Source organism: Spartobacteria bacterium UBA695, assembly GCA_002298145.1.
Lineage (GTDB): Bacteria > Verrucomicrobiota > Verrucomicrobiia > Chthoniobacterales > Chthoniobacteraceae > UBA695.
On the sequence record DBMP01000013.1, the window covers coordinates 361,867 to 384,414 of the forward strand.

Here is a 22,548-nt window from a genome sequence, read left to right on the forward strand (position 1 = left end):
CCCTAATATGACCGAGCCCCTCTCCCTCCAGCAACCCTCCGCAAACGGCCGTCGCAAAGCGGTGGGCATCGACCTCGGCACCACCTTTTCGGCGATGTGCCATGTGGACGAGACCGGGCGCACTCAGATCATCCCCAACGCCGAAAGCGAGCGGATCACCCCGTCGGTCATCCTCTTTGATGGCACCACGGCCATCATCGGCTCTGCCGCCAAGCAGAACGCCGTGGCCGAGCCGGAAAAAATCGTCGATTTCGTCAAACGCGAGATGGGCAAGAGTAAGATCGAGTTCAACCGCGAATTTGGCGGCAAACTCTGGAGCGCCGAGGAGCTTTCGGCCTTGATCTTGCGGAAGCTCAAGCAAGACGGCGAAAAATTCCTGGGCGAGCCGATCACCTACGCCGTCATCACCGTGCCCGCCTACTTCAGCGACGTCGAGCGCACCGCCACGATGCACGCCGGGCAACTCGCCGGGTTCGACGTCCTGCAAATCCTCAACGAACCGACCGCCGCCGCGCTCGCCTACGGCATCGACAAGCACAGCTGCAACGAGACCGTCTTCGTCTTTGACCTGGGCGGGGGGACCTTCGATGTGACCATCATGCGCATCGGCGAACACCACATCCAGATGCTCGGCAGCAACGGCGACCACCGCCTCGGCGGCAAGGACTGGGACGACGTCATCGTCAACTGGGTCAGCGAAGAGTTTGACCGGCAGTTCGGCGAAAACCCGCTCCTGGACCTCAACAGCTACCAGGACCTCTACAACCGCGCGCTCACCGCCAAGATCCAGCTTTCCAGCCGCAACAGCGCCACCATCGTCCACAGCTACGCCGGGCACAGCCTCAAGCTGGAAGTCACGCGCGAGGAATTCGAATACCGCAGCCGCCACCTGCTGGAAAAAGCCAAGTCCATTTGCGAGATCGCCATGGCCGAAGCCAAGCTCGACTGGACCGGCATCAACCGCGTGCTCCTCACCGGCGGCATGACGCGCATGCCCTCCGTGCGCGAGATGATCCGGCAGATGACCGGCCGCCCGCTCTCCGAGGACATCAGCCCGGACGAAGCCGTCGCCATGGGGGCCGCCTTGCAGGCCACCTTGGTCCTCCTGGGCCGGGAGGATACCGAAGGCGGCCAGCGCTTCATCTCTGAGGAGACCCGAGGCAAGCTTTCCGACGAAGCGGGCACGCTCGTCAAAGTCACCAACATCACCACCCACACCCTCGGCGTCGTCCTCTGGGATGACGAGGCGCTGGAGGAATACGTCTTCCCGATGATCCGCAAATCGACCCCGATCCCGGCGGAGATCCAGAACTCCTTTGGCACGGCCAAGGCGAACATGAAGAACGTCATCGTCCGCGTCGTTGAGGGGGAGAGCACCGTCCCCGCTGAGTGCACGCCGCTGGGCATCTGCAACGTCGAGCTGCCCCCGTTCTTGCCCAAGGGCTCGCCCATCCAGCTCACCTACCGCTACGACGAGAACCAGGTCCTTGAGGTCAACGTGGACGCCTACGGCAACCAGAGCACCGTCAAAATCGCCCGCGAACTGGGCCTCAACGAAGCCGAAATGGAGAAAGCCACCGCGGATCTGATGTTGATCAACGTCGAATAAGCATTAGGCTGGACGGGACCTGTTTCCTCATGGCGTTGCCCGATCCGTTACCTGATAATCCGCTGCGTTGGGATGGCTGGAAGCTTTACGGCTCCGCCAATGCCTACGAGCGTCTTTGCCTGGATTTCTCCGCCAACCCCAGCAACGCCCAGATCGAGGCGAACTGCCGCCAGCTGCTGATGTGGTGGCAAAAAAAGCTGCCGCTCAAGAACCAGCCGAGCAACCCGCTCTCGCAGCTCCTGCGCGCCGGGCTCGACGAAGCCCCCGCCAAACTGGCCGAAGCCCGCACGCTGCTGCTCGACCCGGAGAGCCGCGCTGAGATCGATAAAACGCTCCTCGCCGCCGAAAAAGAGACGGCACTGGGGGAGTTCGATAAATTTTTGGAATTCGTTCTCGCCGACGGCGCGCTCGGCGAGGAGGAGGAAGAAAACCTCTACACCGTGTGCGAGGCCAATCTCGGCCTCGGTCGCGTGGAGATGAAGGCCATCGTGGATTGCGAGCTGCAAAAACGCGGCTTCCTGCGCATCCCCGCCCAGGCGGCCCCGCTTCCTCCGGCTCCCGAGGCGCCTTCCCGGGTTCAACCCGCCGCGACTTCCACGGCCGGTCCGCGCGAGGAATTCCTGCGCATGCTGCGGCTCTCCGAACTCGACGAGATTACCGACGACCAGCGCGACGCCTTCTGCAACATGGGCGAAGCCCTCGGCCTCAGCGGCGGCGATGCCGAGGACATCATCGACGATTACCTCGAAGAACGGATGCTCGCCGGGACCCAGGCGGTGCGCGCCGCGTTCCCTTCGGCAATTTCCAAGGCGGCCCCCCCCGCGGTCGCCGCTCCGCAGGGGCCCGATCTCTTTGCGCCGGTCTCGCCGCTTCAGCGCGCGGAGGAGAAGCGCCTGCATCCGAATTTCTCCAACTCGCTGGGCATGGAAATGCTGCTCGTGACCACCGGTGCCTTTGAAATGGGGAGCGTTGACGCCGACGCCGCGCCCAACGAAAAGCCTGTTACGCTCACGCAGATTCCTGCCTTTTACCTTTCGCGCTGGACCGTCACCAACGCCCAGTACGAAGCGTTCGACCCCGGCCATTGCAACCGCCGCGCTCCCGGGGCAGGGGACCGCCACCCGGTCGTCTACGTCACGCGCGCCGAAGCCGGGCGCTTTTGCGAATGGCTCGGCAAAAAGGAGCGCCGCCCCTACCGGCTCCCGACCGAGGCCGAATGGGAATACGCGGCGAGGGGAACCGACGGACGACAATTCCCGTGGGGCAATCGCCTCGACTCGGCCGACCGGGCCAATTTTGCCGACGCCAACAAGCGTCTGCCGTGGTCCGAGCCGTCCATCGACTGCGGATTCGCCGCCGCCTCGCCCGTGGGGAGCTTTCCCCTGGGAGCCAGCCCGTTTGGCCTGGAGGACATGGCCGGTAACGTCTGGGAATGGTGCGAAGATTGTTTTTCAGCCTATCCGGGCAGGCAACGGAGCGCCCCGCGAGGGCCCATCGGCGGCCCCCGGCAGATTTACCGAGGCGGTAGCTGGAAGTCGCGCATTACCAGCCTGCGAACTACCTCTCGGGGGATCAATTCCCCGGCCTACTCAGCCAACGACGTTGGGTTCCGGATTGCCTGCGATTGCGGGCGATAGGGGGCTCTTTTTTTCACACGAAGGCGCAAAGGCTCAAAGAAGGCAGGTGCGTCTCTTCTTTGCGCCTTTGCGCTTTTGCGTGAGACTTTATGCCCTTTTGTCTGTGTAAACCGTATAACTGGCAATCCCGGCCAGCTCCGCACGCTGGCGGGGCACGGGTGAGGCATCAGGTAAACACAAACAGCCACCGCTCTCTGTAGAGGCCGGTGGCTGTTTTGAAAAAAACGAGATCGGTAAGACCTAGCTGTTGAAGCGGAAAGACTTCATCTTCGCGCGCTTGGCGTTGGCGCGAGCTTTCCGTTTCGTCTTCTGGGTCGGGGTCTCAAAGGCCCGCAGCCGACGAACTTCCTCCATTACTCCCTCGGAATCGAGTTTGTTTTTGAGGCGCTTGAGCGCGCGGTCAATGGGTTCTCCTTTGCGAACGACTACTTCTGGCATGATGTTCTCCTTATGGGATCTGGTATTGGGATCCGGTATTTTTGGTAGGTAAAAATGAAAGGGTTTGGGCGGTCTAAATTGGGTTCGCGTCAAGAGAGGAGCTGGCCCCCAAGGACGTGAGGGTGGGATATTAGAGGCCGTTTACAGGTTCGTCAACCGCTGTTTCGGGTTTTTTCAATCGTCCTGTTTCCTCCCCAATGCCCCTTTTTTTTGACAAAATCACCCCTCCCCGGAATTTTTAGCCGGGCCTTTGCCGCATTCTTCGCGGCGAACCCTCTATAATTTAGTAACGAGACAACCGCCCCCATTGCGCGCAAATACGATTAACGATTTGCGGTATTACAGGCGGCGAAATTGCCAAGAGCGTATGCGGATATTTTTTCCGCAAAGGTTGCTCTATTACTAAATAGGTAACGCGCTAACTGCAAAAGGGGAGAAGGCATTCAATCCTTCCCCCCTTTTACTAAATAAACGAAGAACTATTTCTTCGCCGCTTTCTTAGCGACCGTCTTCTTGACTACTGCTTTCTTAGCAGCAGCTTTGGGCGCGGCTTTCTTAGCCGCCGCCTTTTTGGCGGGAGCTTTCGCAGCGACCGCTTTCTTAGCAGGAGCTTTCTTGGCGACTGCCTTCTTCGCAGGAGCCTTCTTGGCCGGAGCCTTCTTGGCTACAGCTTTCTTAGCCGGAGCTTTCTTAGCTACTTTCTTGGCCGGAGCTTTCTTAGCAGCGGCCTTTTTTTCTTTAATTGCCATGTGGGATTTTCCCCCCTTTCAAACCGCAGCAGCGGATATAAAAAAGTTGATTGAAACGAGTGAGATCATCGCTCGCTGGCCCTTCCGTAGCCGAAGTGAGGACCGCAAGTCAACTTATTTGTTGCAATGCGCAAAGTATTTTCACAAGGGACTTTGCGAGTTCCGCTTTGGGGGCGCGCGGTAATACCCTACTAGTTTGGTCGGGTAGGAAAATCGTCAGTTCGTTCTCGTCGCTTTCAAATCCTAGTCCGGGCGCGGAGACGTTGTTTCCAATGATGGCGTCGCATTGCTTTTTCGTAAGCTTGATGCGCGCGTTTTTTTCCAGATCGTTGGTTTCCGCGGCAAATCCGGCGAGTAAAAATTTTTTTTCGCTCAGCGCGCCAAGCGAGGCAAGAATGTCTCGCGTGGAAATGAGCTCGATGGACGGAATTCCGTCGCGCTTTTTGATTTTGCGTTCCACGTAGCGCGCGGGTTTGAAGTCGGCGACGGCGGCGCAGAGCACGGCGATGTCGACCCCGGCAAGATTTGCGTGGACGGCGTCGTACATGTCGTCGGCGCTGATCACGTTGACGACGTGCGCGCCGCGCGGTGCGGTGATTGCGACGGGGCCGCTGATGAGCACGACGTCATGGCCCGCGTCGAGCGCGGCTTGTGCGAGCGCGTAGCCCATTTTGCCCGAGGAGCGGTTGCTGATGAAGCGCACGGGATCGATCGCTTCGCGTGTGGGGCCCGCGGTGATGAGGAATTTCATGGCGCTCGGCTTTTAGGCTCTACGCAAGGATTTGAGCGGCGCGGGCTACGATGTCTTCGACGGGGCTCATGCGTCCCACGCCCTCATATCCGCATGCGAGTAACCCCGAGGCGGGGCCGACGAAATGGACGCCGCGTTCGCTCAGCTTGGCTGTGTTTTCCTTGGTCGCGGGGTGTTCCCACATTTTGCCGTTCATGGCGGGAGCGAGGAGAATCGGCGCGCGCGTGGCGAGCGCGATCTCGGTGAGATAGTTGTTGGCGAAGCCGTGGGCGAGGGCCGCGATGGTGTTCGCGCTGGCGGGCGCGACGATGAGCAGATCGGCTTGGTCGGCCAGTGCGATATGGCCCGGACGCCACTCGCCGGTGATGGCGAAAGGATCGGTAACGACATTGTGACGCGAAAGCGTTTGCAATGTGAGCGGCGTGATGAACTGACACGCGGCGGGCGTCATGGTGACATGTACTTCGTAGCCGAGCTTGACGAGTTGGCTGGTGAGGTCGGCTGCTTTGTAGGCGGCGATGGAACCGGTCACGCCGATGACGATGGTTTTCATGCGGGAATGTTTATATCAGATGCGTTTTATGCGATCGGATTGAAGAGCAGGCGCGAACTACGGCTGCGCTCGGAACGCATGATGGCACGGAATCCGGCGAGGTCTTCCTCGGGTGTCGTGGTGACGAGTGCGTATTGGTAGAGCCGCCAGTCGCGCATTTCGATTTCTGCGTTGTGGAGGCGCAGCGCGATTTGCTCGGGCGTCTCGGTGCCGCGTTTGGCGAGGCGCGCGCGCAGGACGTCCATGTGCTCGGGCATCAGGAAAACGTCTACGAGGGCGGCGCGAATTTCCGCGTCGCTGCTGGCGCGGATTTTCGCCGCACCCTGCGTGTCGATGTCGACGAGCACATCGCCGCCGCTGCGCACGACGTCGAGCACTTCGCTTTTCAGCGTGCCGTAGTAGTTGTTGTGCACTTGCGCGTATTCGAGGAATTCGCCCGCGGCGATGCGCCGTTCAAATTCCTCGCGCGAGATGAAGTGATAATCCACGCCGTCGGCTTCGCCGGGACGCGGCGCGCGCGTCGTGCAGGAGACCGAGTAGGCGAAATCCTGATCGCACTGGAGGCCCGCGCGAAGGGTTGATTTTCCCGCGCCGGAGGGTGCGGAGAGGATGAAGAGAATGCCGTGCCGGGGGAGTTTTTTAAGGTTCATTCAATGTTCTGGATTTGTTCGCGAATTTTTTCCATCTCAGCTTTGCACATCACCACGCATTGGGAAATTTCCACGTCGTTGGCCTTTGAGCCGAGCGTGTTGAGTTCGCGCACGATTTCCTGCGTCATGAACTCCAGCGTGCGGCCGACCGGTTCGTTGCGGCGGAGGTGATGGGCGAACTGGGTGAAGTGGCTGTCCAGGCGAGTGAGCTCTTCGGTGATGTCCGATTTATCGGCAAAGAAGATGACTTCTTTGGTGATCCGTTCGTCGTCGATGGGGAGCTCCAGGCCGACCTTCTCGATGCGTTCCTTGAGGTTCTGGCGGAATTTTTTCAACACTCCGGGGTGGAGGATGTGGATTTTGCGGAGCGCCTCGCGCACGGTCTTGAGGCGGCGGATCAAATCCTTGGCGAGGTTCTTGCCCTCGATCTCGCGCATGGCCACGAGCTGCACGAGGGCTTCCTTGAGGGCCTCCTCGATGTGGGGCCAGGCGTCGTGGGTGGAGAGGGACTCCTCCGGCACGCGCACCACGCCCGGGGCGCGCAGGACGGTCTCGATATTCACTTCGCCCGCCGCGCCGAGGCTCGTCTGAAGGTCGCGCATGGCTTTGAAATACGTTCGGGCAAGGTCGAAATCGATGGCGACTTTCTGGGAGGTGGGGCAGGCGTGCGCGGCCACGACCACGTTGAGCCGCCCCCGGGAGATCTCCGAGTTGATCAAATCGCGCACCCGGGGTTCCAGTTCTGCCAAGTCTCGCGGCAGGGTTACGGTGACGTCGCTCTGTTTCCGGTTTACGGAGTTTACTTCTACACTGTATTGGGTTCCGTTGGTGCCACTTTGGCCCCGTCCATACCCGGTCATGCTTCTCATTGTAAAAAGAGTCGATAATCTTTGGTGAAAATACAATGAGAAATAGCACATCCTCTGTTGCTATTCCTCACCATCGATTGTTAAATTCCCGCGCGTCAGACCTACCCATGAGCTCAACGGAAAACCCCGCAGATATCGCCGCTCCTAGTTTGGAGCGTTCCCTCGTATGGCAACCGGCCCGCTGGTTTCTCTCCTTTTTTTGGGGGGTGCTTTTTGCGGCAATTTTTAGTTTTTTCCTGAATGAAACCGATACGGGCAACTTTGCCACCTTCTTAAGAGGGCAGATCGGCCTGGAGGCGCTCGGGATGGCTTGGTTCTGGAAAGTCGGTGCGGGGTTCCTGATCGGGGCCGTGGGCGGCTTCTATTTTTATCTGGAAGTGCCAAAGTCTTATCACAAGAAGGCCAACCAAATGGCCCTGGTGATGAGTCTTTTTCTCATTCCGCTTTTGACCTACATCCCGGCCATGTCGGCGGGCTTCATCTGGGACGATGACCAGGAGATTTCGATGAACCCCTCCATCGTGCTTTCGTACAGTGCGCACGAGCGCGCCTACCATACGAACTGGAAGGGCCTTTGGGAAATCTGGACGGGCGGCATTACCAACCAGCGCGAGAGCGACGAGGGCCGCGCCGAGCTGGGTAAGGGCCCTGCGCCGTGGCTGGTCAAAGCCCTGCGGCCGCCGCTCTGTGCCATCGAGCGCGAGCTTTTTGGCGGAGCTAACAAGGAGGGCTACCTTTTCCAGGGCAATCAGTTTGCCGATTACTTCCCGGTCAAGTCGACCACGCTCTGGATCGAGTACCAGCTCTGGGGCTACCACATTGATCCGCAGGGGCGGGCCATCACCGACGGGCCTCCCTTCCACATCATGACGATCATTTTCCACGCGATCGACTGCGTGCTCCTCTGGGTCGTGCTGCGGCAGTTGGGGGTGCCCGGCGCTTGGCTCGGTGCGTTGCTCTTTGGCATTCACCCGGTGCACTCGGAGTCGGTGGCGTGGATCGCGGAACGCAAAAACACGCTCTCGTTGCTCTTCGTGCTCCTCTCGCTGCGCTACTGGCTCAAGTACGATGAAAGCGGCAACCGGCGGCAATATTTTGTTTCGCTGGGGCTCTTCATGACGGCGCTGTTGTGCAAAACGCACGTCGTGGTTTTCCCCGCCGTGTTGATGCTTCTGGAATGGTGGCAAAAGGGGACGGTGCCCGTGGCGGGGCCGCTCTGGAGGAAGCTGCGTGACGGCGACGTCAATGCCCAGAAGGACCTCGTGCGCGACCTCTTCCGCTACGTCCCGTTCTTTGTCATTACCATTCTGCTTTCCGAGATGACCATCTGGTTCCAGAACGACCGCGCCATTGGCGGCGAGGTCATCCCGATTGGCGACTTCGCCTCGCGGCTCGCCGGGGCCAGCGTAGTCATCTGGTCGTACCTCTCCAAGGCGCTCCTGCCGATCAACCTCAATACCATCTACGCCAACACCGGCTGGCTCTGGTGGCCGCTCACCGATCCGCAGCCGTGGATGTACCTGATGGGCGTGCTGGTGCTCGTTACGCTGCTGGTGCTCTTTTATATCGGGCGCATCTTCCAGTTCCGCACCGAGCGGGCCGCGCGGACGCCGTTCTTTGTCTTCGCCTTCTTTGTCGGAACGCTCGTGCCGGTCCTGGGCTTCCTGACGATGTCCTACATGCGCCTCACCTTGCAGGCGGATCACTTCCAATACTTCAGCGACATCGCGATCGTCGCCGCCATCGGGGCGCTGGTGGCGATTGCCTACGAACGGATTCATAAAACCTACCGGCCCCTGCTCGTCACCGTTTGCGTGTTGGTGATCGGAGGAGCGTGCATGTATAGCTGGGAGCGCGCGGGCGTTCACCAGGGCGAGGAAACGCTCTGGCGGGCCTGCCTGCTAAGGAACGAAGCCTCCTGGCAGGCGCACAACCATATGGGCGCTGTGCTCTATGGCCAGCGGAAGATCGCCGAGGCCGCGCCGCACTTTGAGCGGGCCGTGGAGCTCAAGCCGGAGAACCCGGAAGTCCACAACAACCTGGGGTTGGTCCGGTGGTATTATGGCCGGTTTGACGAAGCTATCGCGCAGTATCGCGAGGCCGTCCGGATCAAAGGCGAGGTGATCGCGCTGCGGCGCAACCTGGCCGACGCCTACGTCGCGCTCAAGCGCTACGACGAAGCCATCCAGGAATACGCGACCATGATCAAGGACGTCCCCAATGACCCGAACCTGCATGCTATGAAAGGCGTGATCCTGGCGGAACGTGGCCGTTTCCTGGAAGCTAAACAGGAAATGGAAATCGCCGTGAGCCTTGATCCCAATAACCTCATGGCGCGTAAGAACCTCGAAATCCTGCGCCAGAAGGGCTTCTAGGTAAAGGCCCGCCAAGCGCTCCGGGAGCTGATCTTCGGGCGCTTTGAGCTGCCCGCCTTGCTGAAAAGGGGAGTTGGGAGGTGCGCCTCCCAAACCCTTGCGAGCAGGAGCTTCGCCTACCGCTGCACCTCAGCCGGGAAACTTCGTTTCCACTAGCTCAGTGCCACGCGCGCCTGCTCCAGTACCAACTCCAACCCGTCGGGGCGGCTGAGCGAAACCGGCTTGAGCATCGGCTCGCGTCGGAACCACGTCAGCTGCTTCTTTGCATAGTGCCGCGTGGCCAAGCTAATGGCGGCTATCGCGTCCTCCCGCGAGAGTTCTCCGCGCAAGTAGGCCTCGATTTCATTCCAGCCGATCACCTGCCGGGCGGTCGGGCTCACGTTGCCGGAAGCCAGCGCCGCGCGCACCTCCTCCACCGCGCCCCCGGCTTCGAAAAGCGCCGCTGCGCGCCGGTCGATCCGCTCGTAAAGCTCCCCGCGCTCGCGGTCGAGCAATACGCCGTGGAAAGGAATTTCCCGCTCCCATTCCCGGCGAAATTCCGAGAACGGCTGCCCCGTGATGAGGCAAATCTCCAGCGCCCGCTGCACCCGGCGGGGGTTGAGAAGGTCAAGCGTTCGCGCCCCCTCCGGGTCGAGCCCTCGCAGCCGCTCCACCAGCGCGGGTAGCGGCGTGGCGATAAGCTCCTCGCGCAGCTCCGGCGGGGTGGGGGGCAGCTCCGCCAGGCCCCGCGTAAGCGCCCGCAGGTACATCCCCGTCCCGCCCACGACAATCGCCGGGCGGCCCCGGCCCCGTACGGACTCCAGCGCGGCACGGGCCAGCTCCAGGTAGCGCCCCACGTTGAAGGTCTCCGAGAGAGGAACCGTCCCCACCAGATGATGCGGGACACGGGCCAGCTCCTCGGGCGTCGGCTTGGCCGTGAGGCAGTCGAGCCCCTGGTAGACCTGGAACGCATCGGCCCCGATAATCTCCGCCCCGAGCGCCTCCGCCAGCTCCAGCGCCACAGCCGTCTTGCCCACGGCGGTCGGACCGGCGAGGAAAAACGCGCCTTTGAGAAGAGTAGGATCGACAGGAACGGCCATGGGGGAGCCCATCATAGCCGAGCCATGACAACCGGGGAGCTTCTTTTCTGGAAATTCGCGCCGCCAGATGCTCTATATACCCGCTACATGCAACTTAACGACGAACAGAAACGGGAAGTTACCCAATGGATTGAAGGCGGGGCGAAGCTATCGGAAGTGCAGCAACGGCTCGCGGAGGAATTTGGCATCCGGCTCACGTACATGGAGGCCCGGTTCCTCGTCGATGATCTGAGCCTGGTGCCCAAGGAACTGGTCGAGGAGAAAAAGCCTGAGGCGACCGAGGCCGAGGCCCCCGAGCCGCCGCAGCCGCCCGCCACGGGCCTGCGCGTGGATGTCGACGCCATCATGCGTCCCGGTGCGCTCATCAGCGGCAAAGTAACCTTTAGCGACGGCGAAACCGCCGACTGGTCGCTCGACCAGAGTGGCCGCTTCGGCATGGTCCCCAAGACGGAAGGCTACCGCCCCTCGCAAGCCGACCTTACCGATTTCCGCAAAGCCCTCGAGCGCGAACTGCAAAAGCAGGGACTCTAGATAGAATTCATCAGGAACTCAGGAATTGAAGGGAAACTTCCCAGAGCGGAAGTTTCCTTCAGTCAGGAGAATGTTGTCCTTATCTCTCTGTTCTTTGCGTTCCTGATATCAATCAATAGCGGATCGCCGGGGAAGAGCGCGCCCCGTAACGGAAGGGATCGGGCGTGAGCGCGATGGCCACTTGCTCCGCCGCGTTGCGGAAATCAAACGGCAGCGGGTAGCCGCCGCCCGGGCGCGTCACGCTCCCCAGCAGCGAGCCGTCCGACCAGGCCTTCACATCAAAAGCGTAGAGCACCGTCCCGTGCCGCACGTCGGAAATGCGCACATGCATCTTCACGCACGAGGGCATTGCGAGCGGGTTGCACCAGGGCCCCCGCCACGGCATCCAGCGCTCCGGCGGGTAGCCGCTTTCAATCCCCGCGAACTCCCCGTCCACCAGCCAGCCTATGGGCGCGGCCTCGTCCTCCTTTAACACCCGCGAAGGAGCGATCTTGGCCAGCTCTTCCTGGAGATTATTAGCGAACGCCACCGGGGCCAGCGAAGCGCGCAAAGGGCTATCGCCGCTGGGCGTGCAGCGGTCAAAGGCCATGGGGTTGAGGCGGAAAGGGCGGATGTAGATCGCCTTCGGGTCGGTTGCCCCCGTGGCGACAGACGTGCTGGTAATGCGAACCGGCGGGGTGGAACAAGAGGAGATCCACGCGAGAACCGGAAGGAGAAAGAGCGGCCACGTTTTCATACCCGGGGGCGAGTATCCCCGTGCCCCGGCCGCAAAGCGAGCCGCATCGGCCCACCTGACCCGCCAATCGGCAGGCCGCCGAGGCAGCTTGAGGGAGGTTCCCCGGGGGGCGGTGCAGGGGCGTTTGCAAAACCGATTCAGGCTGGCATTTTTTCGTGTATCAATCCCGGAACTCGGCTATCTTTTTCCTTCCTGGCAATGTCGTTTTTGATCCTAGCGGCGCTCTTGGGCGCGCTCATTTTTATCTCCGCGTTTTTTTCCGCGATGGAAACCGCTTTCTTCGCGCTGCGCCCCGGTCTGATCCGCCGTGTCGAGGACCGCGCCCTGGCAGACCGTCTTCAGCGCCTGCTGGCCAACCCCCGCCGCCTCCTGAGCGGCCTGCTTTTCGCCGACGCACTGGTGAACCTGCCGCTCATCATGCTCAGCCTCATCTTCATCCGCGAGCAGCATCCCTTTGGGCTCCAGTTCTGGAGCGGCATCCTGGCCATCTTCGCCGTCGTGGTCATCTTCGGCGACCTCATCCCCAAAGCCCTCGCGCTCCGCTCGCCGCTGCGCGTCACCGCCTTTGGCGCGGCGGCCATCGACCGCGTGCTGCCGGTGGTCGATCCCCTTTGCCGCTGGCTGCAATGGGCCGGAGAGCGCGTCACCGATGCGCTCACCCCGAAGTCCCTCGACGTCCACCAGCCGCTCGACGCCGAGGAACTGGAGACCTTGATCGAGCTCAGCGCCGAGGAAGGGGCCTTGCAGCCCACCGAGAGCGAAATCATCCAGGAAATCCTAAAGCTCGGCGACAAAACCGCGCGCGACTGCATGACCCCGCGCCTGGACATGTTCGCCATCCCCGACAGCCTCACCAACGAGCAGGCCATCGAGCGGCTGCGGCCCAAGCGCTTCCGGCTCGTCCCCGTCTACGCCGAGAACCCGGACAACATCCTCGGCCTCCTGGACGTCAAACGCTTCCTGCTCACGCCCGGCCTCCACTTCACCGAAGTGCTCACCCCGCCCAGCTACGTGGCCGAGACCATGCGCGCACTCGACCTCTTGCGCAGCTTCCTGACCCACCCGCAGCGCCTCGCCATCGTCGTCGATGAATTCGGCGGCACCGAGGGCGTTGTCTCGCTCGCCGACGTCGTCGAGCAGATCCTCTCCGACGCCATTCCCTCGGCGGGCAACGGCCTCTACATCGAGACCTCGGGCGACGGCCGCCTGATCGTCGCGGGCAACGCGCGCCTGGATGACCTGAGCGAACGCGTCGGAGCCGACCTGAGAACCGAGGGCATCGACACCATCGGCGGCCTTATCTTTAACCGCCTCGGCTCGCTGCCGCGGCAGGGCGAAGTCGTCGAAATCGGGCAACTGCGGTTCACCATCGAGCGCGTTACGCGCAAACGCATCCAGGAAGTCATGGTGGAGATTCCGCCCGCCACCGTTGCGGCCTCCGAGCCCGAGGACGAAGAGGAGGACGAATCATGATCCTGTGGCTTTGCATCCTGTTGTTCCTGTGCGTCTCCTTCGTATTCTCCGGCATCGAAGCGGGCCTCATGAGCCTTAACCGCGTCCGGCTGCGCAACCGCGTGAAACACCGCGACCGCAACGCGATGCGCCTCCAGCGGCTCCTCAAGAACCCGGGCCGTCTGCTCCTGACCGTGGTGGTCGTGACCAACCTGGCCAACATCTTTGCCATCGCCCTGGCCACCGCCTCGCTGGTGCGCCTCTGCGGGCGGCCGGGGTACGCCGTGGCGTTCGCGATCTTCCTGCCGCTCTATCTCTTTGGCCTGGAGCTTTTCCCCAAAGCGCTCTTTCGCCGCTTCCCCACGCATGCGCTGGCCTTCCTCTCCACACCGTTGCGGTTCGCCTACCTTGCCCTGGCCCCGGTTTTTAAATTGTGCGGCGGCGTGCTGCGGAAATTCCTCGCCCCCGTGGAGGCCGATGCCAATAAACTTTTCGTTGCCCGCGAGGACTTCAAATACCTCACGCTCGAAAGCGAGCGCACCGGCGCGATCTCCGGTGCCCAGCGGCGCTTGATCCACGGTGTGGTCGATTTCCGGGCCGTCACCGCCCGGGATCTGATGCGGCCGCTGGCTGAGTTCCCCACCATCGCGCCCGGCGCGACCTTGGAGGACCTCATCAAGGCGAGCTGCGGCGGCAGTCATGAGGATTTCGTCGTCGTCGATGGCGACGGCTCCGTGCTCGGGGTGATCTCGTTATTCGAGGCGCTCCTGGCGAGCTTGCCCGCCGGGCGCGTCAGCAGCTACTTCCGCCGCGCCCTGCCGATCCAGGCCGACGAGCCGTCGTTCTCCGTCTTGCGCGACCTGCGCACCTCGCGCGCACAGGTCGGCCTAGTCATGGACGGCGAAGCGCCGCTGGGCCTCCTGTTCCCGGGGCCCGTTTGCCGGCGGCTCGTTTCTGGCTCGTAACGGTTCTGGCTCGTAACCGCCGGGGTTGGCCCAGCCTCTAGGGCAACGGAGCCACGTAGTTGTGCGGGCCGCCGTGCTGCTTCCAGCCACGGTAGACGAGCATCATCGGGAAGAGGGACAAGGTCGCCAGCGCGGCGCTCCAAAGGTAAACCATCCGGTAGTCGCTGTGGACGAAGTCCATGTACTGGCCGATTAGGTAATTGCCGAAAATCAGCGCGCCGCATCCGAACACATTTAGGCCGGAGGAGAACTGGCCGAACTTCTCCTCGGGGAAAAGCTCCATGGCCATCGCCTGCGAACCCAGGCCCCAAGCCACACCGGGAACCGTGAAGATGATGCTGGCAATGTAGAAACTGCTCTTGCCCGTGACGAAGAAATAGTAGCTCAACGCGGCGATCAACTGGCCGACAATCGCGGCGAAGCTGACGTGAAGGGGCGACACCTTATCGCAGACCCACCCCAGAGGGAAGTAGGCCAGGGCCGAGATCACCGAGCCCCAGGCGAAAATCGCCCCCATGTCATCCATGTTCAAGCCCAGCGTTTCGCTGGTGAAGAGCATCGTGAAAGCGCCCGCGCAGCTCGTTCCCAGCAGGGAAAGCACGTAGGTGATGAAAAAGTTCCGGTAAAAGGGAATCCTCAGGCACTCGCGGAAGTAAATGGCGAAGCTCTTCAGGATGCCGGGCCGCTGATCGACCGGTTCGGGCTCGGGGTATTCGCCCTCCTTCACGTTGTGGCACATGATCAGGAAGACCACCAGGTAGAACAGGCCGACCCCGGCGCAGATCTCCCGGCGATGCGAGAGGATGTACGGGAATACCAGCCAGAGGAAGAGCGCGCCGCTGATCGACCCAATGATGCGGAACCAGGAAAGAAAGCGGGCCATGACCTCCTGTGGCACCACGTCGCGCAAGAGCCAGTTGTACGCGTTGACGAGCACCATGTTAAAGAAGTGGAAGGAAACCACAAAGGTGCACAGCAGAATCAAGATGAGCGTGCTCAGCGCGAGCGAGGGCGTCAGGTGGCGGAAGATCGCGTTGTAGGACCACTCGGCGATTTCCGGCGCGAACCCGACGGCCACCAGCGAGCCCACCACCAGCGGGGTCACCACGTAGAGGAAAGGAATGCGGCGGCCCCAGCGGCTGCGGTAATTATCGCTCCACTGGCTGATGTTGGGCAAAAAGAGAATATTCACCACGCCCGCGAAGCTCCCGGTCATAATGCCGATGAGCGAGTTGGAGGCGTGCACCTCGCGCAGGTAGAGCGGAATGAAGCGACCCAGCACCGATTCGAAGAAGCTGTAGGCGAAGTCGCCCCAGAGCAGCCAGAGGAAAAGGACCGTCAACCCCTTGAGGGTGTATTTCAGTGTTCCTACGTTGTAAGTCTTATGCTCCTCGGTCTGTATTGATGCGGAAGAAGCAGACACGGTGGGGGGCGGTAATGGGGATTGATCCATGGGGAGGAAGTAGGGAATTGGGAGTGAGCCCTGACGTATAATGCCCCGGAGGGCGTTTGGCAATCCAAGGTGCTGAGATTGTCTTGGTCAAAGGGATGCCTATATTGTGCCCTGTTTTCGCCTTTTTTCTCGCCCGCCGGGGGCGCCCGCCGCCGAATGCCTTTGGTCCCATGGAGTTAACCCGGGAGGCGCGTAGGTGAAAGGGCTGCAAAGTGCTTGCGCTTTGGGGCCGGGCGTTTTTCAATACCTGCAAAAGTTTCCCCACCTGGAGCGGTCCAAACCACCGGCACGGCTTGCCGGATCGCCCCGCTAGGTCCCCCCGGGATTGGGCGAAGCGTCCCCTTCCAACATGAATGCTCTTCGCCGTTTTGCCTCGCTGGCTGCATGGATCGCCTGTGGCGCGCTGGCCGTGGGCGCGCTCGCGCTCTTGGCCACGACCCATAATGAACCCGTCAACGCTCTCTGGATTATCGTCGCGTCGGTTTGTGTTTTTGCCCTCGCCTACCGGTTTCATTCCGCGTGGTTGATGGCCCGGGTCTTTACCCTCGACGAACTGCGCGCCACGCCCGCCCGGGTGCGCGATGACGGTAAGGACTTCGTGCCGACCAGCAAGTGGGTTGTCTTTGGCCACCACTTCGCCGCCATCGCTGGGCCGGGGCCGCTCGTGGGGCCAGTGCTCGCGGCGCAGTTCGGCTTCCTGCCGGGGCTCCTCTGGATGCTCGTCGGAGCCACGCTCGGCGGCGCGGTGCACGATTCCATCGTCCTCTTTTGCTCCACCCGGCGCGGCGGCAAATCCATCGGCCAGATGGTGCGCGAGGAAGTCGGGCCGTTCGCGGGAACCGTTGCATTGATCAGCACCACGGCCATCCTCGTCGTCGTCATGGCCGTCCTCTCGCTGGTCGTCGTCAAGGCGCTCGCCGAGAGCCCCTGGGGCCTCTCCACGATCCTCGCTTCCATCCCCATCGCCGTGGCCATGGGCTTCGCCATGCGTTTCTCGCGCCTTCACATCGGCATCGTCAGCGCGCTGGGCGTCGCGGCGCTGCTCTTCTCGGTCGCTGCGGGCCAGTGGCTCCATGGCACCGTGCTCGAAGCCTGGCTGACGCTCGATGGCCTCAAGCTCGCGGGCGGGATTACTGCGTATGCGCTCCTCGCCTCCTCGCTGCCCGTCTGGATGCTGCTCGCCCCGCGCGATTACTTGAGCTCGTACCTGAAAATCGGCGCGGTCGGCTTGCTGGCTGTTGCGATCGTTATTATCGCCCCGACGCTGCAAATGCCAGCCCTGACCCGCTTCATCGACGGCACGGGCCCCGTCTTTGCCGGGCCGGTTTTCCCCTTCTGTTTCATCACCATTGCCTGCGGAGCCATCTCCGGCTTTCACGCCTTGATCTCATCCGGTACTACGCCGAAAATCATCTCGAGTGAGAAGGAGATCCGCATCATCGGCTACGGCTCGATGCTCACCGAAATGATGGTCGGCATCATGGCGCTCATCGCCGCGTGCGTCATGCAGCCGGGCGAATACTTTGCGGTCAACATGAAGGGCGTGCCGAGCGAAGTCGTCGCGCAGGTTACCGCGCTCGGCTTCCCCGTCACGGAAGCGCAGATGACCGACCTGGCCGCCAGCGTGGGCGAGAAAACGATGATCGGCCGCACCGGCGGCGCGCCGACCTTCGCCGTGGGCATGGCGCAGATGTTCAGCAAAGTTTTCCAAAGCTCCACCGCGCGCGCCCTCTGGTACCACTTTGCCATCATGTTTGAGGCGATGTTCATCCTCACCACCATTGACGCCGGGACGCGCGTGGGGCGCTTCATGGTGCAGGACCTCCTGGGGAGCCTCTGGAAGCCGCTGGGGCGCTCGGACTGGCTGCCCGCGAATCTTTTTGCCGGGGTGCTTTTCATCGCCACGTGGGGCTGGTTTTTGTTTCAGGGCGTCATCGACCCGGCGGGCGGCATCAACTCCCTCTGGCCGATCTTCGGCGTGGCCAATCAGCTCCTGGCCGTCATCGCGCTCTCGCTGGGCGTCACGGTACTCCTCAAGATGAAGCGTGCGCGCTACGCCTGGGTGCCCGGCCTGCCGCTGGCGTGGCTCCTGGCCGTGACGATGAGCGCGGGCTGGATCAAGATTTTCAGCCCCGATCCGCGCCTCGGTTTCCTGAGCGCCGTTGGCAGCTTCCGCGAAAAGATCGTCCATGGTGGCGAGGCCGCGCAGCTCGCCGCGTGGCGCGTGCAGGTTTTCAATAACCAGATCGACGCCGTGCTCACGGGCCTCTTCATGGTGCTCGTGCTGCTGGTGCTGGGGGCCTCCTGCCGCGTCTGGTTGCGGCTGCTGGCAAAGAAAACCGAGCCCGTGCTGCACGAGGAGCCCTACGTCCCCGTCGCCGCGCTGGGCGAGAAATGCGGCGCGCCAACGGCTTTGTAGGGCGTCTATGCTTCGCGCCTTTGGGGCTTTGCGTGAGGCTTGTTTTTCCGCTTCTTCGGTCGCGGATCGACGCCGATGCGCGCGTCGCCCTGGCGGACGCAACGCACGATTTTGAGCGCCACGGATTCGAACGCTGGGTCGTCCTGCGAGAGGTAGAGCCATTTTCCGAGCACCGGGTGGGAGGCGAGGCGCGGCCACTCGGCCTGCAAGGAGGCGTGGAATTCGCGGCACGTCGCCACCATCAGGCCGTTCCACGGTTCCTCGCCCGCGGCGATCACCAGGCACATCCGCCCCTTGAGGTAGGCCGCCTCGCAGCCGAAGATCTTGCGGCGGCTGTAGCCGGGCAGCTCCTCCAGCGGCTCGAAAATCCAGTCGAGCGGGTGGGGCGGCCGAGCGTGGACGCTCAGCAAAGCGTCGAATTTTTTGGAATTCTTGCGCATTGGGAAGCAGGTGGTATGACAGAAAGCTTCTCTCCATTTATCCGTTTCTTCAATCCACAACGAACATGACGACTCCCAAACGCATCGAAATCCCCTCTTTTCCCGGCGGCAAACGCATCGCTCTCACCCTCAGCTTTGACGACGGCGACACCTGCGACCGCCGGATCGTGCCCGCCTTCAACGAGTGGGGCCTCAAGGCGACCTTCAACCTCAACTCCGCGCTGTTTGGGCGCACTGGCAAACCGGCCGTTGAAAAACACTCCGGTCCCGGCGGCCATGTAAGGCTCGACGCCTCCGAGGTGGCCGAGCTCTACAAAGGCCACGAAGTCGCCGTCCACGCCGCCACGCACCCGTGGCTGGAGCGCCTCAGTGAGTGCCAGGTGGTGGAGGAAATCCTGCGCGACCGCCAGGCCTTGGAAGACCTGGTCGGCTACCCCGTGCGCGGCATGGCCTACCCCTTCGGCACCTATAGCCCGAAGGTGATCGAGATTCTCCGCTCGCTCGGCATCGTCTACAGCCGCACCGTGGCGAATGCCGATCCGTGCTTCCCGCCGCAGGAGCCGCTCGCGTGGTCTTCCACCGCGCATCAGTTCGCCGAAAACCCGACCGTCCCCGAGCGCTTCAAAACGTGGCTGGAGAACCCGCACCAGAGCGGCGTTTTCTTCGTCTGGGGGCACGGCTTCGAGTTTCAGAATCGGCAGGACTGGGGGGCCATCGAGCGCATTTACAAGCCCCTCTCGGGTCACGAGGCGGTCTGGTATTGCACCAACATCGAGCTTTTCGATTACGAAGCCGCCCGCGAGCGCCTCGTCATCGCCGCCAACCGCCGCACCGCCTACAACCCGAGCGCCATTCCCGTCTGGGTCAACGTTGACGGTAAGCTTAAGAGCATCGCCCCCGGTGTCGTCGTCCCGCTGGAAGATTAGGGCCGGGAATCGCCCAAAACGCGGCTGAGCCAGCTCCGGTGGGCGGCGACCCAGCGGTAAACCACCTCGGCCACGAGGATCACCCCGGGCACCCACATCAGCAGCGCCAGCGGCGTGAGCAGCGGGACCCGGGAGAAAAGATGCCGGAAGGCCCTGGCGGCCGTCAGCACGCGGCCGCGCGGCGTTACGCAGTGGAGTTCCCGGGTCAGCCCCTCGCGGGTTAGCCCCGGAGCGGCCTCCAGCGCCTCGGGTGCGGAGAGGGGCATCGCGAGAAGCGCGTGGCGCCAGTCCAGCCGCTCCAGGCGGCGCATCTGCACCGTGCAGAAGGCACACCCATCATCGTAGAGCACCACGGTTTTTTTCATTTCCTCAATCTCCCCCCGGGTGCCCGAAAACTCAAATGGCCGCGTGGCTTTGGAAAAAAGCCGCGCGGCCATGAAATGAGTCGCTCGTAGTTTTACGCTTCCACGGCGGGCGAATCGCCCTTCTTCGCCGAGGGGGTGGAGGCACCGTGGCGGTGGTGGCCCGTTGCCCAGAGTACGATCGGCGAGGCGATGAAGATCGACGAGTAGGTGCCGACGACGATACCGATCAGGATCGCCAGCGCGAAGTCCCGCAGCGTTTCGCCGCCGAAGATGAAGAGCGCCAGCACCGAGAGGAGCGTCGTGCCGGAGGTGAGCAGCGTCCGGGAGAGCGTCTCGTTGATGGAGGCGTTCATGATCTCCTGGAGCGTTCCCTTGCGGCCGCTGTGCAGACCCTCGCGGATGCGGTCGTAGACCACGATGGTGTCGTTGATCGAGTAACCGGCGATGGTCAGGATCGCGCCCACCATGACCAGCGAAAGCTCGCGCTGGAACATGGAGAAGACGCCGACGGTGATGATGACGTCGTGCAGCAGCGCGACGACCGCGCCGATGGCGAACGAGAACTCAAACCGCAGCGTGACGTAGATCAGAATGCCCAGGATGCCCAGGCCGAGGGCGATGGCCGAGTTGCGGGCCAGTTCCGCGCCGACGAGCGTTCCCACGTGGTCGCGCTTGTGTTCCTTAAACCCGGCGTCGGGCAGGGATTTGAAGAGTTCCGCCTCGGCTTTGTCCGCCGTGCCGGTCGGGATGCGGATCGAGATGAAGTCTGCCGCGCTCTGGCCGACGCCGCCCGCTTGGTGTTCCTTCTGGATGACCGCTTCGGCTCCGAGGCCCACCTTGTCGAGAGCATCGCGAACCTGTTTTTCCGAGACATTGGCGTTGGCTTGCAGCATGAGCAGATCGCCGCCCTTGAAGTCGATGCCGAAGTTCTTCTCGCCGCGCCAGGTAAAGGAGACGACGCTGGCCAGGATGACCAGGAGTGACAGCCCGATGCAGAAGTGCCGCCAGCCGAGGAAGTCGATGTTCATCTTGTCGGAGATCAGGTGGCAGAGCTTGATCTTCTTGAGGCCGAACTTGGCGATCCCCCAGTCAAAGCAGTTGCGGCCCACGACCATGGCCGTGAAGACCGAGGCGATGACGCCGACGATCAGCGTGATGGAGAAGCCCTTCACGGGGCCCGCCGCGTACCAGAAAAGGATGGTCGCGGTGATGAGCGTCGTCACGTTGGCGTCGAAGATGACCGTGAACGCCTTGGCGTAAGCGCCCTGGATAGCCGCCGGGAGCGTCTTGCCCGCCGTCAGTTCCTCGCGCAAGCGTTCGAAAATCAGCACGTTGGAGTCGACCGCCAGGCCGATGGTCAAAATGATACCGGCGATGCCCGGCAGCGTGAGCACGAAGTTGAACATTGCCATGATGCCCAGCAGGATGATCACGTTGACCAAGAGGGCGACGATGGCGAAAAGCCCCGCCAAGCGGTAGTAGAGGGCCACCACGATGAGCACCAGGATGAGGCCGCCGACGCCCGCGTAAACGCCGCTCCAGATGGAGTCCGCGCCCAGCGTGCTCGAAGCACTCCGCTCTTCCTCGATCTGCACCGGCACGGCCAGCGGGTTTTCAAGGACGCTGGCGAGGTTCTGCGCTTCCTTCTGCGTAAAGTGCCCGGTGATCGAGGCGCTGCCGCCCCAGATGGCGTCGCGGATGACCGGCGCGCTCTGCACCTTGCCATCGAGCATGATCGCGAAGCGTTCGCCGATGTGTTTCTGGGTCAGCTCGCCGAAAAGCTGGGCGCCCTCGCCGGTGAACCGGAGCGCCACGCCCCAGCCCTGCTGGTCGAAGGTCGGGAAGCCGCTCTTGACGTATTTGCCGTCGATGTCCGTCTTGGTCTTTACGAGGAGCTTCTCAGAACGCTCCTGGCCGTCGCGCGTGGCTTCGACTGTCTCGATGCGGTAGCCGGGGGGAATCGGGGCTTGGCCGGACTGGATCGCGCCGATCAGCTCATCGTTCTGCGGGTGGACCAGGCGGAATTCCAGCTTGGCCACTTTTTTAAGCTGTTCGCGGGCGTCGGCCGTCTTTTCGGCGTCGAGGCCCGGGATCTGGACGAGAATGCGGTCCTTGCCCTGCGGGGTGATGACCGGCTCGCTGACGCCGAACTTGTCGATGCGCTTGCGGATGACCTCCACCGCCTGGTCGAGCACTTCCTTGCTGGGTGTCTGGCCTTCCTCACGGACGAGGCGGACTAAGAACGACGTGCCGCCCTGAAGGTCGAGGCCCAGGTTGATCTTGTGCTGAAGCTTGTACGGGACGGGCTGGGCCGGGGTGGCTTCCTTGGAGGCGTCCGTGATCTGCGGCACCTCGGTGGACGCTTTCACGGGCACTTTGACGGGCCACATTGACTGAATGCTGACCGCGATGACTAGAAGTGTAAGCACCGTCCCCAGAATTCTCCGGCGCGCCGCGGAATCCGTAGCGAAGTACCAGAAGAAGACGATGAGGATCAGAAGACCGGTGAAGAAGGTCAGGGTAGGGCTCATGGAAGCAAGGAAAGAATAAG

20 protein-coding genes are annotated in these 22,548 nt (G+C 62.3%); 8 read left to right on the forward strand and 12 right to left on the reverse strand.

Going from position 1 to position 22,548, the window contains the following annotated elements; all coding sequences use genetic code 11:
• The first annotated feature begins 7 nt into the window (after positions 1–7).
• Together B2828_RS07805 and B2828_RS07810 are read left to right on the forward strand one after the other, a co-directional pair.
• Positions 8–1,609, forward strand: coding sequence for an Hsp70 family protein (locus B2828_RS07805; RefSeq protein ID WP_479633151.1), 1,602 nt, complete (start codon positions 8–10; stop codon positions 1,607–1,609).
• 29 nt (positions 1,610–1,638) lie between these two features.
• Positions 1,639–3,246, forward strand: a complete 1,608-nt coding sequence (locus tag B2828_RS07810; RefSeq protein WP_479633152.1) for a formylglycine-generating enzyme family protein — start codon at positions 1,639–1,641, stop codon at positions 3,244–3,246.
• 240 nt (positions 3,247–3,486) lie between these two features.
• Here the strand turns inward: B2828_RS07810 and rpsU are convergent, their stop codons facing one another.
• The 6 genes from rpsU to B2828_RS07840 form a co-directional block, all read right to left on the reverse strand.
• Positions 3,487–3,684, reverse strand: coding sequence for a 30S ribosomal protein S21 (rpsU, locus tag B2828_RS07815; protein ID WP_479633153.1), 198 nt, complete (start codon positions 3,682–3,684; stop codon positions 3,487–3,489).
• Positions 3,685–4,163: 479 nt separating this feature from the next.
• Positions 4,164–4,433: a hypothetical protein gene (locus tag B2828_RS07820; RefSeq protein WP_479633154.1), complete on the reverse strand. Its 270-nt coding sequence runs from the start codon at positions 4,431–4,433 to the stop codon at positions 4,164–4,166.
• Between the two features lie 109 nt (positions 4,434–4,542).
• Positions 4,543–5,184: a phosphopantothenoylcysteine decarboxylase domain-containing protein gene (locus B2828_RS07825; protein ID WP_479633155.1), complete on the reverse strand. Its 642-nt coding sequence runs from the start codon at positions 5,182–5,184 to the stop codon at positions 4,543–4,545.
• Between the two features lie 19 nt (positions 5,185–5,203).
• Complete coding sequence (locus B2828_RS07830) at positions 5,204–5,737, reverse strand: flavoprotein (RefSeq protein WP_479633156.1); 534 nt, start codon at positions 5,735–5,737, stop codon at positions 5,204–5,206.
• A 26-nt stretch (positions 5,738–5,763) separates the two neighbouring features.
• On the reverse strand, positions 5,764–6,387 hold the full coding sequence (gene gmk / locus B2828_RS07835) for a guanylate kinase (RefSeq protein WP_479633157.1): 624 nt from the start codon (positions 6,385–6,387) through the stop codon (positions 5,764–5,766).
• Positions 6,384–7,256 carry a YicC/YloC family endoribonuclease gene (locus B2828_RS07840; RefSeq protein ID WP_479633158.1) on the reverse strand — a complete coding sequence of 291 codons (873 nt, stop codon included), beginning with the start codon at positions 7,254–7,256 and terminating at the stop codon, positions 6,384–6,386. The genes gmk and B2828_RS07840 overlap by 4 nt, the downstream gene beginning before the upstream one ends.
• 149 nt (positions 7,257–7,405) lie before the next feature.
• Between B2828_RS07840 and B2828_RS07845 the strand changes: the two genes are divergently transcribed.
• Positions 7,406–9,631, forward strand: coding sequence for a tetratricopeptide repeat protein (locus B2828_RS07845; protein WP_479633159.1), 2,226 nt, complete (start codon positions 7,406–7,408; stop codon positions 9,629–9,631).
• A gap of 152 nt (positions 9,632–9,783) precedes the next feature.
• Here the strand turns inward: B2828_RS07845 and miaA are convergent, their stop codons facing one another.
• Positions 9,784–10,725, reverse strand: a complete 942-nt coding sequence (gene miaA / locus B2828_RS07850) for a tRNA (adenosine(37)-N6)-dimethylallyltransferase MiaA (RefSeq protein WP_479633160.1) — start codon at positions 10,723–10,725, stop codon at positions 9,784–9,786.
• 72 nt (positions 10,726–10,797) lie between these two features.
• Between miaA and B2828_RS07855 the strand changes: the two genes are divergently transcribed.
• Positions 10,798–11,241, forward strand: a complete 444-nt coding sequence (locus B2828_RS07855; protein ID WP_479633161.1) for a hypothetical protein — start codon at positions 10,798–10,800, stop codon at positions 11,239–11,241.
• A 112-nt stretch (positions 11,242–11,353) separates the two neighbouring features.
• Here B2828_RS07855 and B2828_RS07860 read toward each other — a convergent pair whose 3' ends face one another.
• Complete coding sequence (locus B2828_RS07860; RefSeq protein ID WP_479633162.1) at positions 11,354–11,977, reverse strand: hypothetical protein; 624 nt, start codon at positions 11,975–11,977, stop codon at positions 11,354–11,356.
• Positions 11,978–12,175: 198 nt separating this feature from the next.
• Here B2828_RS07860 and B2828_RS07865 point away from each other — a divergent pair, with 198 nt between their 5' ends.
• Together B2828_RS07865 and B2828_RS07870 are read left to right on the forward strand one after the other, a co-directional pair.
• Positions 12,176–13,450: a hemolysin family protein gene (locus B2828_RS07865; RefSeq protein WP_479633163.1), complete on the forward strand. Its 1,275-nt coding sequence runs from the start codon at positions 12,176–12,178 to the stop codon at positions 13,448–13,450.
• Positions 13,447–14,394 (forward strand): CNNM domain-containing protein, encoded by a 948-nt coding sequence (locus tag B2828_RS07870; RefSeq protein ID WP_479633164.1) that lies wholly within the window; start codon positions 13,447–13,449, stop codon positions 14,392–14,394. Before B2828_RS07865 ends, B2828_RS07870 begins: the two co-directional genes overlap by 4 nt.
• 37 nt (positions 14,395–14,431) lie before the next feature.
• Here the strand turns inward: B2828_RS07870 and B2828_RS07875 are convergent, their stop codons facing one another.
• The gene (locus B2828_RS07875) at positions 14,432–15,817 is read right to left on the reverse strand and encodes an MFS transporter (protein WP_479633165.1); all 1,386 of its coding nucleotides are present in this window, start codon (positions 15,815–15,817) and stop codon (positions 14,432–14,434) included.
• 379 nt (positions 15,818–16,196) lie between these two features.
• Here B2828_RS07875 and B2828_RS07880 point away from each other — a divergent pair, with 379 nt between their 5' ends.
• Entirely contained in the window at positions 16,197–18,266 is a 2,070-nt protein-coding gene (locus B2828_RS07880) for a carbon starvation CstA family protein (RefSeq protein ID WP_479633166.1), read from the forward strand.
• A 5-nt stretch (positions 18,267–18,271) separates the two neighbouring features.
• Here the strand turns inward: B2828_RS07880 and B2828_RS07885 are convergent, their stop codons facing one another.
• Complete coding sequence (locus tag B2828_RS07885) at positions 18,272–18,706, reverse strand: hypothetical protein (protein WP_479633167.1); 435 nt, start codon at positions 18,704–18,706, stop codon at positions 18,272–18,274.
• A gap of 65 nt (positions 18,707–18,771) precedes the next feature.
• Between B2828_RS07885 and B2828_RS07890 the strand changes: the two genes are divergently transcribed.
• Complete coding sequence (locus tag B2828_RS07890; RefSeq protein WP_479633168.1) at positions 18,772–19,632, forward strand: polysaccharide deacetylase family protein; 861 nt, start codon at positions 18,772–18,774, stop codon at positions 19,630–19,632.
• On the opposite strand, the gene B2828_RS07895 is transcribed toward B2828_RS07890, so the two are convergent.
• Together B2828_RS07895 and secD are read right to left on the reverse strand one after the other, a co-directional pair.
• Positions 19,629–19,997 carry a thiol-disulfide oxidoreductase DCC family protein gene (locus B2828_RS07895; RefSeq protein ID WP_479633169.1) on the reverse strand — a complete coding sequence of 123 codons (369 nt, stop codon included), beginning with the start codon at positions 19,995–19,997 and terminating at the stop codon, positions 19,629–19,631. The genes B2828_RS07890 and B2828_RS07895 overlap by 4 nt on opposite strands.
• 92 nt (positions 19,998–20,089) lie before the next feature.
• Positions 20,090–22,528 (reverse strand): protein translocase subunit SecD, encoded by a 2,439-nt coding sequence (gene secD, locus B2828_RS07900; protein WP_479633170.1) that lies wholly within the window; start codon positions 22,526–22,528, stop codon positions 20,090–20,092.
• Positions 22,529–22,548: the final 20 nt, after the last annotated feature.